This is a genomic window from Lentimicrobiaceae bacterium, assembly GCA_020636745.1.
Classification (GTDB): domain Bacteria; phylum Bacteroidota; class Bacteroidia; order Bacteroidales; family Lentimicrobiaceae; genus Lentimicrobium.
The window spans coordinates 1-13,996 of sequence record JACJXH010000011.1 but is presented as its reverse complement, the minus strand read 5'-3'; the positions used below and the strand labels follow the sequence as shown (position 1 = coordinate 13,996).

Below are 13,996 nucleotides of genomic sequence, written 5' to 3'. Positions count from 1 at the left end.
TGAATTAGAAGATTCTAAATAACGACATTCACGATTTTTCCGGGAACAATGATGACTTTTTTCGGGGTTTTACCTTCCAGATATTTGGCTGATTCTGTAGCATTTAATACTGCTTTTTCAATTTCAGCAACCGGAATTCCTAATTGTAATTCGAGTTTAAAACGCATTTTCCCGTTAAATGAAACGGGATATTCGAATGTATTTTCAACCGTAAAAGAATTATTATATTCAGGGAACGCTGCCTGTGTTACACTGCCTTTGTTGCCCAATAGATTCCAGAGTTCTTCTGCAATATGAGGAGCGTAAGGCGAAATAAGAACGGCAAGCTCGCTGAGGATGCTGCGGTTATTACACTTTAGCTCAGTAAGTTCATTGACACAAATCATAAATGCACTAACTGCGGTGTTAAACGAGAAGCGTTCTATATCATCCTGAACTTTTCTGATGGTATTGTGCAGTACTTTTAGTTCAGCTGCAGACGGGGGATTGTCATTTACCAGGAAGTTGTTGTCAAAGTCATGGTAAAGTCTCCAGAGTTTGCGCATAAACCGGAAAACACCTTCAATGCCATTGGTATCCCAAGGCTTTGACTGTTCCAAAGGCCCCAGAAACATTTCATAAAGCCGAAGGGTGTCAGCACCATACCTTTCAATCAAATCGTCAGGATTCTGGACGTTGTATTTCGATTTTGACATTTTTTCAACTTCCCACCCACAAATATATTTGCCGTCTTCGAGAATAAATTCGGCTTCAGCGAACTGGGGTTGCCATTTGATAAATTCCTGAATGTCAAGAATGTCGTTATGAACGATATTTACATCAACGTGGATGGGTTGTACCTCGTATTCTTTGCGGAGATTGTAGCTTACGAATTTATTCGTACCTGTTATCCTGTAAACAAAATTGGAACGTCCCTGAATCATTCCCTGGTTGATAAGTTTCTGAAATGGTTCGTCTTTTACCGTTTTTCCAAGATCAAAAAGAAACTTATTCCAGAAACGGGAATATATTAAGTGGCCTGTAGCGTGCTCGGCCCCGCCCATGTAAAGGTCAACGTTTTGCCAGTAGGCATTGGCTTCCGTTGAAAAGTATTCCTGATCGTTGCGCGGATCCATATACCGGAGATAATATCCGCTTGAGCCGGCGAAGCCGGGCATTGTATTGGTTTCCAATGAATGACCGTCATTATTTTTCCAGTTTTTAGCCCGTGCCAAAGGTGGTTCTCCACTTTCAGTTGGCAGGTAAGCATCTACATCGGGCAGCTCGAGTGGAAGTTGGTCTTCACTTATGGCATATGGCATTCCGTCTTTATAGTAGATCGGAAAAGGTTCGCCCCAGTAGCGCTGACGGCTGAAAATAGCATCGCGAAGCCGGAAATTAACCTTTCCATAGCCTATTCCCATCTCCTCTATCCTTCGTATTGTGGTCGAAATAGCTTCTTTAACCTCCATACCTGTAATAAATCCGCTGTTGATCATCACACCTTCCTTCGAATCGTAGGAGTCTTCCCAATCTGTCGGGTCAACCAGTGCTTCTCCTTTACGGGTTACAACTTGAATTACGGGTAGGTTAAAATGGCGGGCAAAGGCAAAGTCGCGGCTGTCGTGACCCGGAACAGCCATAATTGCTCCTGTTCCGTATCCCATCAGAACATAGTCGGCAACCCAAATGGGAATTTCTTCTCCATTTAGCGGGTTGATGGCGTATGCACCGGTAAACTCACCACTCACTTTTTTTACTTCGGTCATTCTTTCCCGTTCAGAGCGGTTTTTTGCCCATTGTACATAGTTTTCAACCTTTTCGCGGCAATCGCTGGTTGTAATTTCTGAAACAAAGGGATGTTCAGGGGCCAAAACCATAAATGTAACCCCGAACATGGTGTCGGCACGGGTAGTGAATATCTCTAATTTTTGATCAAAATCTTTGATGGCAAATTCAGCTGAGCAGCCTTCACTGCGGCCAATCCAGTTTCGCTGTATTTCTTTGATTGACTCAGACCAGTCAACCCGCTCAAGTCCTTCAAGTAATCGATCGGCATAAGCAGTGATGCGCAATAGCCATTGTTTCATGGTTTTGCGTTCTACAGGATGCCCGCCTCTGACCGAAAACCCGTCGCTGACTTCATCATTTGCCAAAACTGTGCCTAATGCCGGACACCAGTTCACCATGGTATCGGCAAGGTATGCCAACCGATAATTCATCAGTAATTCCTGCTGTTCTTTTTCATTCATGGCATTCCAGTCGCTTGCAGTAAATGGTGATGTTTCACTGCAGGCTGCATGGATGTTTTGATTGCCCGAATGATTGAAAGCCGATATTAGTTTTTCAAGAGGTTCAGCTTTTTGGGTTTCATTGTTGTACCATGAGTTAAAAAGCTGTATAAATGTCCATTGAGTCCATTTGTAGTAGGCCGGATCACTGGTGCGCACCTCGCGATCCCAATCGTACGAAAAGCCTATTTTATCGAGTTGCTCGCGATAGCGGGCAATATTTTTTTCAGTAGTAACCGCAGGGTGTGTGCCGGTTTGAATAGCATATTGCTCAGCTGGAAGTCCATAAGCATCGTATCCCATCGGATGCAATACATTAAAACCTTTCAGTCTTTTGAAACGGGCGTAGATGTCAGATGCAATGTAGCCAAGAGGGTGACCTACATGCAAACCTGCACCTGAAGGATAAGGAAACATATCCAGTACGTAGAATTTAGGTTTACTGTGGTCGATCTCAGTTTTGTAGGTTTTATTTTCTGCCCAGGCTTTCTGCCATTTTTTCTCAATATCCCTGAAGTTATAATCCATTGGTTTTGCTTTGTTTTTAAGGGGCCAAAGGTACAAAGGATTTTGATTTGGGACGAAGGGTCAATCAAAAAGGCTCCTCGCCTCAGGTTTTGAGTTTCAGATTGTAATTCATGGTTTTGATATCCGTCATTTGGTTTGCCTGCATCAATTGTTGTTTATGGCTTTGACCGGGATTACGGTCATTTATCATATTTTTCTTTTTACGCAGGCTGCACCATCAGGTTGATGGCGGTTTTGTTGTCATTTATGTTGATGGCATGCTGAGTTATTTTCTTATTTTTATCGAAAATTTAATCCGGCAATACCCCCCTTTTAAACTGTCTTTATGAAGAACTTATTGGTAATAATCATCCTGGTTATCGGTTTTTATAATGCAAAGGCAGGCTGTTTGGCTTGCTGGGAGCTTAGAAAAGTTGAACTTACGTTGACCAGCGGGCAAAAGGTTACAGGTTATGTTAAATGGAATGAAGCCTGGCTAACAGGGGTATTGGATACCGCTGTCTGGAAAAACAGATTTCCAGAAAGTATGCTTCCATACTTCCAGACATTAGGCTATCAATGGGAAATGGAGTTGATTACCGAAATTTTCATCATTAAAAACGATTCCATTGATGAGTTAATTGCCACAAAGGCGGAGTTTCAGGGAAACCTTGATTATAACAAGGTAAAATCGGTGCGCGAACTGGATAAAGGTGAAAAAATTTATCACGGTGCCGGTGATATTCTTATTTTGAGTCAGGATGATATTGATAGATTGAAATCAAATCCGTTTGCCACCTATTATTTTGATTCTTCCTTTTTCGGAACATTTTTCCTAAGCTATAATCAAGCCATTACCAGAAAAGAACTAAGTAATATAAATGAGGACAATTACCAACGGATGGTGGCTGACTTTAAAAAAAAGGGAGTGGTAGTTTATTCTGTTGGATATTAAAAATATACTTTTTGTTGTAGTGCTATTTTCCGGCAAAAGGCAAATTCAAAATTATTTTCGGGAAACACATTAATAAAATCGGGTTTCATTCGTCTTATTTGTAAATCATACAATTAACTAAAGACGAATCATGATGAAAAACCTGTTATTATCCTGCCTGATTGGCCTTTTCTGTTCTTGTAGTGTGTCATCTCAAAATCACACTTTCGATAAAGTTTTCGAGCGCTATGCCGATAAAGACGGTTTTCTGACGGTGAAGTTTTCCAATTTGCCGGCTGAAATGCTTGATGCCAGTGCTCAGGACCCTGACTTAAAAATAAATTCGCTCAGGATACTTACCATTCAGGACGAAGCGCTTAACAAGAGAATGAATTTCTATTCGGAAATTGTTCCGGGTATCGATCGCTCAGGTTATGAAGAGCTGATGAGTGTAAAGCACAATGGCGAAAATTCAATTCTTTTATGCAAAAAAGACAGAAAACGCATTACAGAAGTGTTGTTTGTTTCAGGTGGCGATAACAATGTATTGATTGAAGTTACCGGGAGTATGTCGCTTGAACAGGCGAAAAAGATAGCAAATGACGTGGCAGATGATAACCATACTCACCACGAGGATTTAAACTAACGATTAAATGTGGTTTGTTGATGTTTGAAGTATATACAGCGAACTTATAGAAGTAAGAAACACTGCGGCCGTTTGAACTGGTTATGACGAAAGAGGAGTTCCAAAAAACCGTTTTGCCGATGGGCGAAAAGCTTTATCGCATGGCATACCGCTTGCTGGGCGATTCAGAATCAGCCAGAGATATTCTGCAGGAATTGTACCTGAAACTGTGGGAAACGCGCGGCGAACTTCATCATTTGTCAAGTATCGATGCTTTCGCCTGTACTATGCTTAAAAATAAATGCCTGGATAAACTTCGTCTTCTTAAACCTGTGGTTGATATTGAAGTGTTATCATCTACTGGACTCAACCCTGAAATTGCTTTTGACCATAATGAAAGCCTTATTGAAGTCCGGAAAGTGATGAATTTGTTGCCCGAAAAGCAAAAATTAATCATGCAAATGCGCGATATTGACGGTTTTACTTTTGAAGAAATTGCAGTCTTGTCTGAAACTTCAGTAAACAACGTAAGAGTTCAGCTTTGTAATGCCCGGAAATGGGTAAAAAATGAGTTAATCAAAATATACAGCTATGGATTGGCAAAGGATTGAAGAACTTTTAAACAAATATCTCGATGGTGAATCAACTCTGGAGGAGGAAGGCCTGCTGAAAGAATATTTCAGTCGGCCCGATGTTGCAGAAGAACATCTGATTTTTAAAGCAATGTTTAGTCATTTTACAGAGGCCGGTGCTGATACAACTCCTTCATTTGATGTGGCAAAGGAATTGAATGCCCTTATTGAACATAAATGGAGAGATGAAACAGAAAACCGAAACAGGAGGATTTTTAAATGGCTGGGAAGTGTTGCGGCGGTTCTTGTCCTGGTATTGGGACTGTTTCAGCTTATAGATAAACCAGAAGTGAAAGTCAAGGATACGTTTGACAACCCTCATCTGGCATACCTGGAAACCAAAAAAGCATTACTGAAAGTTTCCAGGGCGATGAACAGCAGTTCGTCTAAACTGAAGTACTTGTCAAAAGTTGATGAATCGTTTGATCATCTTCACAGAATTACAGAAATAGATAAAGTTGTTAACTCGGTAAAAAATAAATAATCATGAAAAGAATCCTGATTTTTCTGGGTTTGTTGGCCTGTACACTGGGCGTAAAAGGACAAAATTCAGCGGTGGAACAATTGTTTGCCAGATATGGTGATAAAGATGGATTTACTACAGTTACCATTTCGAGAGCCATGTTCAGTTTATTTGCCAGTGAAACAGAGAGCAAAGATGAGTTCAACAATGCCGTAAAAGGTCTTGAGTCAATCCGGATTCTCACCCCCGATGAAACCATAGCCAAAGGAAGCCTGAATTTTTTCAGGGAAATAAGTAAAAGTTTGCCGGCTGCGCAGTACGAAGAGCTCATGTCAGTAAAAGAAAAAGACCAGGTTTTTAAAATGCTCATCAGAAAAAAAGGAAATGTAATTACCGAATTTCTTATGATTGGAGGAGGAAATGAGAACCTGTTGATATACATAACCGGTAATATCAATCTGAAGTCAATTTCTAAATTATCAAAAGCCATGGACATTGAAGGCATGGATAATATTGAGAAGGTTGGAAAGCCATAATTGAATTTCTTTCCCCGATAATTACCTGTTATTTTGTCTTTACGTTGTCTGTTGCAACCTCATCAAAAACTTCGGGCTGAAAATCCAACACTGCCATTCTCACTGTTTTGAAGGATGGCAGTTTGCTTTATGAGCAAGCATTGCAAAACAATCAAAAGGTAAAAAGAATCGAACCTGCTTTTTTTATTGCCATTCAATAAAGGCCGCAGCAAAAATTCGTTTCTGTTTTTTTATTACTTTCGTGGCCATAATTCAGCATATGTCACGCACCGAAGACAAACTCAGCCGCAGGCGTTTACAAACATCAACAGCAACCACCATAATCAGTATTTCACTCGTACTTTTTATGCTGGGCTTGCTTGGTTTGATTGTTTTACATGCCAGTAAACTTTCGGACTATGTAAAGGAAAACATTGGCTTTTCGGTAATTATTAAAGAGGAAGTCAAAGAATCAGGGATTCTCGAGTTTCAGAAAAAACTCGATTTGGAGCATTTTGTAAAATCAACAGAATATATTACCAAGGAAGAGGCCGCAACAGAGCTTACCAAAGATTTAGGCGAAGATTTTGTTGGCTTTTTGGGGTATAATCCCTTGCTTGCCTCTATTGATATCAGGCTAAACGCTGCTTATGCCAACAATGACAGCCTGAAAATTCTGGAAAAAAAACTGGTGGCCAATCCGATAGTAAAGGAAGTGTTTTACCATAAGTCACTGGTTGATCTTGTTAATCAGAATATCCGCCGGATAAGTATGGTAATTATGGCTTTTACTCTGGTGCTGTTACTGATTTCTTTTGCTTTGATTAACAATACAATCCGTCTGACTGTGTACAGTAAGCGTTTTATTATCAAAAGCATGCAATTGGTTGGTGCAACACAACGCTTCATCAGAAAACCATTTTTACTGCGTAGTTTGTTACATGGTTTTATTAGTGCGTTGATTGCCATAGTTTTGCTCGGTCTTGTCCTTTATTTTTCACGACAGGCTATGCCTGAACTGGTTGATTTGCAGGATATTGATATGTTTCTGTCGTTGTTTGGAATTGTTACCGCTTTGGGATTGTTTATTACTGGTATTTCAACCTTGTTTGCCGTTCGTAAATACCTGCGAATAAGTAATGATAATCTTTATTATTGATTTGAATTTTACTGTATTTCCTGGTTCAAAAAGGGCTTCAGTGGCTTGTGGTTGTGGATGATTTTTAAACAACCTGTTATTTTGGAAACTGATAATTTACATAAAGCATTAATTAACATGGATTTAAATAAAAAGGTAAAAGTAGCTGCCGAAAAAAAGGCTGCTCCGGTAAACGATAAAGAGCTTCAGTTCGCTTTTGGGAAAGAGAACTACCGCCTGATGTTAATTGGACTGGGTGTTATTGTGCTTGGTTTTGTGCTCATGGTTGGCGGTGGATCAGATGATCCAAACGTTTTTAACGAATCTATTTTTAATGTGCAACGACTTACCGTTGCTCCATTGCTCATACTGGCAGGCTACATCATTGAAATTTTTGCCATAATGAAGAAACCCCGCGATTAAAGTATGAATACTCTTCAGGCAATTATCATTGCAATAGTGGAAGGAATTACTGAGTTTCTGCCTGTTTCATCCACTGGCCATATGATTATTACCCAGGAATTGCTGGGTATTAAAATTGATGATTTTGTTAAGGCTTTTACTGTGAATATTCAGTTTGGAGCAATTCTTTCGGTGATTGTTTTATACTGGAAACGTTTTTTTCAAACATTGGATTTTTACTTTAAGTTGTTTGTCGCTTTTTTGCCGGCAGCCGTTATCGGTTTTCTTCTAAGCGATTTTATCGACAGCCTGCTCGAAAATGTGGTAGTAGTTGCTGTAATGTTGGTTTTAGGTGGAATAGTGCTCGTGTTTGTCGACAAATGGTTTAAAAACCCGGCCAAAGACCAAACAGTTAGTTATCCCACCGCATTAAAAATAGGTTTCTTTCAATGCATTGCCATGATTCCCGGCGTTTCGCGTTCAGCAGCTACCATAATTGGGGGTATGACTCAGAAACTAGATCGCCGCAATGCAGCTGAATTTTCGTTCTTTCTTGCTGTGCCAACCATGTTTGCTGCTGCAGGCTACAAATTGCTGCAAAACTATCAGACAATTACTTCTGACAATATTGATTCATTGTTGATAGGCAATGCAGTTGCTTTTGTAGTAGCACTTATTGCCATTAAATCATTTATTGCTTTCCTGACCAAATATGGTTTTAAAGTGTTCGGCTATTACCGGATAATAGTCGGACTAATCATCCTGGCCATGCTGGCTTTAGGATATGACCTAAATATTGCCTGATGCATTATAAATTTGAAGAAGGAGAAGTTCTTCTCGTTAATAAACCGTTAACCTGGACTTCTTTTGATGTGATTAACCGCTTCAGGTTTTTTCTGAAGAAGCAACTGGGTATCAAAAAAATCAAAGTCGGGCACGCCGGAACCCTTGATCCGCTGGCTGATGGATTGCTTATTATTTGTACCGGTAAGTCAACCAAACGGATTGATGAGTTTCAGGGGCAGGAAAAAGAGTATACCGGTACATTCAGGCTTGGCGCAACCACTCCCTCATTTGACCTGGAAAAGGAAATTGATCAGGAATACGAAACCAGGCATATAACTGATAAAATGATACTGGACGCTGCTGCCGCACTAACTGGAGAAATTCAACAGATTCCGCCGGTTTATTCAGCTATCAAAATAGGAGGGAAGCGGGCTTATAATTATGCCCGAAATGAAAAGGAAGTCAAGCTGGAAGCCCGTTCGGTTCATATCAGAAAATTTGAAATAACCCGGATTGCCATGCCTGATGTTGATTTCAGGATTAGTTGCAGTAAGGGAACTTATATCCGTTCAATTGCCCGCGATTTTGGTGAATTGCTGCAAAGCGGAGCGCACCTTATCGCTTTAAGACGCACTCGTATAGGCGAATTCCTGCTTACAGATGCCCATAACCTCGATGAATTAATGGCCGATCTTACAGCTTTAGCAGAGCAGGAAAATTCGGGCAACGAAACACTGGAAACCAAAGTTTAATTGGCTAAATATGCGAAGGAAACAACTTGAATGCGCATCATTTTGTTTCAGCATATGAAGACTCTGTCACCAGACATGAGTCTTACAACATATTATTGATGTCAGAGGAAGGCAATAGCATGTATTAATCAGGAAAAGGGGCTGGCAAAACGTAATAGAGCCTTGGCTTCCTTATAGTATGAATGCGCAGATTACTTCTTGAAAAACTGCTTTTGAAAAACAATCATCATCAATACCCCTATGGTGATGGAAGAATCAGCGATATTAAAGACTGGTCTGAAAAAGATAAATTCTTCACCTCCCCAGAAAGGCACCCATTGGGGATAAAAGCCTTGCATAACCGGAAAATAGAACATATCAACCACCCGTCCGTGCAGGAATGAAGCATAACCTCCTTCGGCTGGTAAAAAGCGGGCAACTTCAAAATAATTGCTGCTGCTGAATAACATGCCATAAAAAGCACTGTCAATCATATTGCCAATAGCGCCAGCCAATACCAGCGAAAGACTGATTAAAAGCCCTGTTTTTACTTTTTTACGGGTAATCATGTACAGGTAGTAAATGATACCTGCTATAGCCACAATTCTGAACAGGCTGAGGATTAACTTTCCATAATCACCGGCAAACTGCATACCAAAAGCCATGCCCGGGTTTTCAGTAAAATGAATAATAAACCAGTTGCCAATAATATTGAACTCCTGACCCAGGCTCATATTGGTTTTTATCCAGAACTTCAGTGTCTGATCAATAATCAGAACTATAGTGACAATTAAAAATGATTTTTTCAAAATTCCCGGGGTTTTGTCAGCAATAACGGATAATATTGAGGGAAACTACACTGCAAGGCACAGCATAGCTGCCCGAAAACAGGTTGAATTTTTTGGAAATGATGAGGGGGCAAAGTTCCCATCACAAGGCAACGATCTTAATCAGTTATTTAGGTTGATTAAGTTTAGCTTCGATGCTGAGCGTGGCGTGCGGAACAATTCTGAGCCTTTCTTTCGAAATCAGTCTACCGGTTACTCTGCAAATTCCGTAGGATTTATTTTCAATACGGACAAGTGCATTTTCAAGAGCAGTAATAAACTTATCCTGTCGAGCAGCCAGTTTGCTGTTTTCTTCTTTCGAATTAACCTGATAGCCTTCTTCCAGCACTTTAAATGTAGGCGAAGTGTCGCTGATGTCATGCTCATTGCTGTTTGCAAAAGCTTCGGTAAGCATTTTTAGATCTTTACGAGCCTTCTCCAGCTTTGTCAGGATGATTTGCTTAAACTCTTCCAATTCTTCATCGGAATATCTGTTTTTTACGCTTTCTTCCTGTGATTCTTTTACGTTCATAGCCATTTTAGTTTAGGTTCGTACCTCTGTTTCTATTGCTCTTAGCCTAAGCGTTCAACGCTGATAACTGCCTGCAGGTCGTCTGACAAATCAACTACAATGCTTTTAGAAGGATGAATGCCTTCAACAAACTGCAGCGATTCGGCGAGGGTCTCTGAACAAATATACGAATAATTATGATTCAGGGCTTCACTCAGCCCATTGTTTTTCTCAACTTCGATGATAATCTTATCGGTTACTTCAAAGTTTTTGTCTTTACGGATATTTTGAATTCGGTTAATGAGCTCACGGGCAATTCCTTCTTCGCGAAGTTCTTCGGTAATGGTAACATCAAGTGCAACAGTTAATGTGCCAACAGATGCAACAACCCATCCGGGAATGTCTTCGGTAATAACTTCCATGTCTCCTTCAATCAGTTCAACTGATTCACCTTCAACCAACAGGTTCAGCTTTCCTTCTTTTTCGTACTGGGCAATCAATGATTGGTCAATACCCGCAAGTGTTGCAGCAATCTGTTTCATCAGTTTGCCATACCGGGGGCCCAGGGCCTTAAAGTTAGCTTTTACTTTTTTTACCAGAATGCCCTGTCCTGTAATGTATTCGATGTCTTTGATGTTGACTTCGCTAAGGATCAGGTTTTTAACGGCTTCAACCTGTTCTTTGAAAGCTTCGGAAGATACAGGAACCATAATACGGCTTAAGGGTTGCCTTACTCTGATTCTGTGCTGTTTGCGCAAAGAAAGCACCATTGATGATATTTTCTGTGCAATCTGCATCCGCTCTTCAAGTGATTTGTCAATACAGGAAGTGTCAGCTTTTACAAAGTCAGCAAGGTGTATTGATGTTGCCTTGTTGCGGCCCGTTATTGCGTTCAGGTCGGTAAATAATCTGTCGGTGAAGAACGGAGCAATTGGTGCAGAAAGGATGGCAACAGTTTCGAGACATTTATACAGTGTCTGATAGGCTGATATTTTGTCAGTTGAATAGTCGCCCTTCCAGAAACGGCGGCGCGAAAGTCGAACATACCAGTTGCTGAGATGTGCATCTACAAAATCGGCAATGGCGCGGCCGGCCTTGGTGGGCTCGTAGTCGGCATAATATCCGTCAACCGATTCTATAAGGCTGTTAAGCTCTGATAATATCCACCGGTCAATTTCCGGACGTTCGTTTAACGGAATTTCTGCTTCACTGTATGTGAACCCGTCAATATTGGCATATAAGGCAAAGAAATTGTAGGTATTGTATAAGGTTCCGAAGAACTTACGCTGCACTTCGCCAATTCCTTCAAGGTCAAATTTAAGATTATCCCAGGGTTGTGCATTGGTAATCATGTACCAACGTGTTGCATCAGGGCCATATTTTTCAATGGTTTCAAACGGATCAACTGCATTGTTCAGGCGTTTCGACATTTTATTGCCGTTTTTATCAAGTACAAGTCCGTTTGAAATAACTGCTTTAAACGACAATGAGTCAAACGCCATTGTAGCAATGGCATGGAGGGTGAAGAACCAACCGCGGGTTTGATCAACGCCTTCGGCTATAAAATCGGCCGGGAAATAGCGGTCAAGTGTTTCCTTGTTTTCGAATGGGTAATGGAACTGGGCAAATGGCATGGCGCCTGAGTCAAACCATACGTCAATGAGATCGGTTTCTCTCAGCATTTTTTTGCCTGAAGGTGAAACCAGTACAATATCATCTACGTAAGGCCTGTGCAGGTCAAACGAGCTGTAATTGCTGTCAGAATTATCGCCAGGCTGATATGCTTCCAATGGGTTGGATGTCATGAATCCGGCAGCAACCGATTTTTCAATTTCACTCTTGAGCTGCGCTACAGAGCTGATGCAAAGGGTTTCTTCCTTGTCTTCACTCATCCAGATTGGCAGAGGTGTTCCCCAATAGCGTGAACGGCTCAGGTTCCAGTCGACCAGATTTTCGAGCCAGTTGCCAAAACGACCGGTACCGGTTGCCTCAGGTTTCCAGTTGATGGTTTTGTTTAATGCCAGCATCTGGTCGCGGTAGGCGGTAGTGCGAATAAACCAGCTGTCCAGAGGATAGTAAAGGATTGGTTTATCGGTACGCCAGCAGTGCGGATAAGAGTGCTCGTATTTCTCTGTTTTAAAAGCACGGTTTTCCTTTTTAAGTTTGACAATGATATCGATATCCACATTGTCTTCTTTAGAAGGATCGTAATCCGCAGCATACTCTGCTTTTACATAACGGCCTGCAAATTCGCCCATCTCTTCGGTAAAGCGGCCTTGTCTGTCAACAAGTGTAAGTGCCCCGATTCCGTTTTGTTTGGCTACTTTAAAGTCATCGGCACCAAAACTTGGCGCTATATGTACAATACCTGTGCCGTCTTCGGTAGTAACAAAATCACCTGTTATCACGCGAAAAGCGTCGCCTTCGGCAGGTTGTGCATATGGCAGAAGCTGCTCATAACGCATTCCTTCCAATTCACTGCCTTTGTAATTGCCGGCCAGCTCAAAAGGAATTGCTTTTTGGCCTGATTCGAAGTCAGTCAGCTTCAGTCCGGCATTTTTTTCAGGAAAATACCTGCCATATAACTCTTTGGCTAATATTACAGTTATGGGCAGCGAAGTATATGGGTTAAAGGTTTTAACCTTTACATATTCAATGTTTTTACCTACAGCCAGGGCTGTATTGCTGGGCAGGGTCCAGGGGGTGGTTGTCCAGGCCATAAAGAAAAGTTCACCATGCAGGTCGGTAAACAAATGAGCTGATTTTGTATCGCGGACAACTTTAAACTGGGCAACAACGGTATTGTCTTTAACATTACGGTAGCAACCAGGCTGATTCAGCTCATGGGTGCTAAGTCCGGTGCCGGCAGCAGGCGAAAAAGGCTGAATGGTGTAGCCTTTGTATAAAAGCCCTTTTTCGTAAAGTTTGGATAGCAGAAACCAGATGGTTTCCATGTACTTGTTGTCGAAAGTGATGTAAGGATGCTCCAAATCAACCCAATAGCCAATCCGGCGGGTTAAGTCATCCCACATGTCCTTGTATTTCATTACTTCGGTGCGACAAGCCTTGTTGTAATCGTCAACCGAAATTTTTTTGCCAATATCTTCTTTGGTGATGCCCAGAAATTTTTCAACAGCAATTTCAATCGGCAGGCCGTGTGTATCCCATCCCGCTTTGCGGTTAACCAAAAAGCCTTTCATGGTTTTGTAGCGGCAAAAAATGTCCTTTATGGCCCGGGCCATAACATGATGGATACCAGGAGTTCCATTGGCTGAGGGTGGCCCTTCATAGAAAATGAAAGGTTTGCAGTCGCGTCTGATATCCAGGCTTTTTTGAAATACATTTTCATCTTCCCATCTCTGCAGCACTTCTTTGCCGAGTGATGAAAGGTTAAGTTGTTTATATTCAGGGTATTTGTTCATTAATGCTCCTGTAATTTTAGGCTATTGATTAAAGAGGTGCAAAAGTAGGAAATTTCATTGAAACTTTTATGAACTGAAAATTATATTACCGACATTATGAGTGGATTAGCGTTTCTTAATCCATGAAGATGTGTTTTAGTTAGTTAGATTTGGTTGTTTTTACAAGCCTAAGCAAATTTTTGTTCCCCGGCTGTTATTTTTTATACAATTTTATTTTGCTTTATTGTTGACAT

The 13,996-nt window shown here is 41.0% G+C and carries 13 protein-coding genes; 9 read left to right on the top strand and 4 right to left on the bottom strand.

Annotated features, from left to right (window positions below):
- Nucleotides 1-14: 14 nt before the first annotated feature.
- A complete protein-coding gene (locus tag H6541_14060) occupies nucleotides 15-2,798 on the bottom strand; it encodes a leucine--tRNA ligase (protein MCB9016909.1) in 2,784 nt (927 codons plus the stop codon).
- A 325-nt stretch (nucleotides 2,799-3,123) separates the two neighbouring features.
- Here H6541_14060 and H6541_14055 point away from each other — a divergent pair, with 325 nt between their 5' ends.
- The 9 genes from H6541_14055 (at nucleotide 3,124) to truB (ending at nucleotide 9,024) form a co-directional block, all read left to right on the top strand.
- The gene (locus tag H6541_14055) at nucleotides 3,124-3,732 is read left to right on the top strand and encodes a hypothetical protein (protein MCB9016908.1); all 609 of its coding nucleotides are present in this window, start codon (nucleotides 3,124-3,126) and stop codon (nucleotides 3,730-3,732) included.
- A gap of 130 nt (nucleotides 3,733-3,862) precedes the next feature.
- Complete coding sequence (locus H6541_14050) at nucleotides 3,863-4,357, top strand: DUF4252 domain-containing protein (GenBank protein MCB9016907.1); 495 nt, start codon at nucleotides 3,863-3,865, stop codon at nucleotides 4,355-4,357.
- Between the two features lie 119 nt (nucleotides 4,358-4,476).
- Nucleotides 4,477-4,947: a sigma-70 family RNA polymerase sigma factor gene (locus H6541_14045; protein MCB9016906.1), complete on the top strand. Its 471-nt coding sequence runs from the start codon at nucleotides 4,477-4,479 to the stop codon at nucleotides 4,945-4,947.
- A complete protein-coding gene (locus tag H6541_14040; GenBank protein MCB9016905.1) occupies nucleotides 4,928-5,452 on the top strand; it encodes a hypothetical protein in 525 nt (174 codons plus the stop codon). Before H6541_14045 ends, H6541_14040 begins: the two co-directional genes overlap by 20 nt.
- A gap of 2 nt (nucleotides 5,453-5,454) precedes the next feature.
- A complete protein-coding gene (locus tag H6541_14035) occupies nucleotides 5,455-5,967 on the top strand; it encodes a DUF4252 domain-containing protein (protein ID MCB9016904.1) in 513 nt (170 codons plus the stop codon).
- A gap of 259 nt (nucleotides 5,968-6,226) precedes the next feature.
- Entirely contained in the window at nucleotides 6,227-7,105 is an 879-nt protein-coding gene (locus H6541_14030; GenBank protein ID MCB9016903.1) for a cell division protein FtsX, read from the top strand.
- 117 nt (nucleotides 7,106-7,222) lie between these two features.
- The gene (locus tag H6541_14025) at nucleotides 7,223-7,507 is read left to right on the top strand and encodes a DUF3098 domain-containing protein (protein MCB9016902.1); all 285 of its coding nucleotides are present in this window, start codon (nucleotides 7,223-7,225) and stop codon (nucleotides 7,505-7,507) included.
- Between the two features lie 3 nt (nucleotides 7,508-7,510).
- Nucleotides 7,511-8,290, top strand: a complete 780-nt coding sequence (locus tag H6541_14020) for an undecaprenyl-diphosphate phosphatase (GenBank protein ID MCB9016901.1) — start codon at nucleotides 7,511-7,513, stop codon at nucleotides 8,288-8,290.
- On the top strand, nucleotides 8,290-9,024 hold the full coding sequence (truB, locus tag H6541_14015) for a tRNA pseudouridine(55) synthase TruB (GenBank protein ID MCB9016900.1): 735 nt from the start codon (nucleotides 8,290-8,292) through the stop codon (nucleotides 9,022-9,024). The genes H6541_14020 and truB overlap by 1 nt, the downstream gene beginning before the upstream one ends.
- Nucleotides 9,025-9,215: 191 nt before the next feature.
- Here the strand turns inward: truB and H6541_14010 are convergent, their stop codons facing one another.
- From H6541_14010 to H6541_14000, 3 genes are all read right to left on the bottom strand, one after another.
- Nucleotides 9,216-9,812, bottom strand: coding sequence for a lipoprotein signal peptidase (locus H6541_14010; protein ID MCB9016899.1), 597 nt, complete (start codon nucleotides 9,810-9,812; stop codon nucleotides 9,216-9,218).
- A 145-nt stretch (nucleotides 9,813-9,957) separates the two neighbouring features.
- Complete coding sequence (locus H6541_14005) at nucleotides 9,958-10,362, bottom strand: TraR/DksA C4-type zinc finger protein (protein MCB9016898.1); 405 nt, start codon at nucleotides 10,360-10,362, stop codon at nucleotides 9,958-9,960.
- A 41-nt stretch (nucleotides 10,363-10,403) separates the two neighbouring features.
- Nucleotides 10,404-13,763 carry an isoleucine--tRNA ligase gene (locus H6541_14000; GenBank protein ID MCB9016897.1) on the bottom strand — a complete coding sequence of 1,120 codons (3,360 nt, stop codon included), beginning with the start codon at nucleotides 13,761-13,763 and terminating at the stop codon, nucleotides 10,404-10,406.
- Nucleotides 13,764-13,996: the final 233 nt, after the last annotated feature.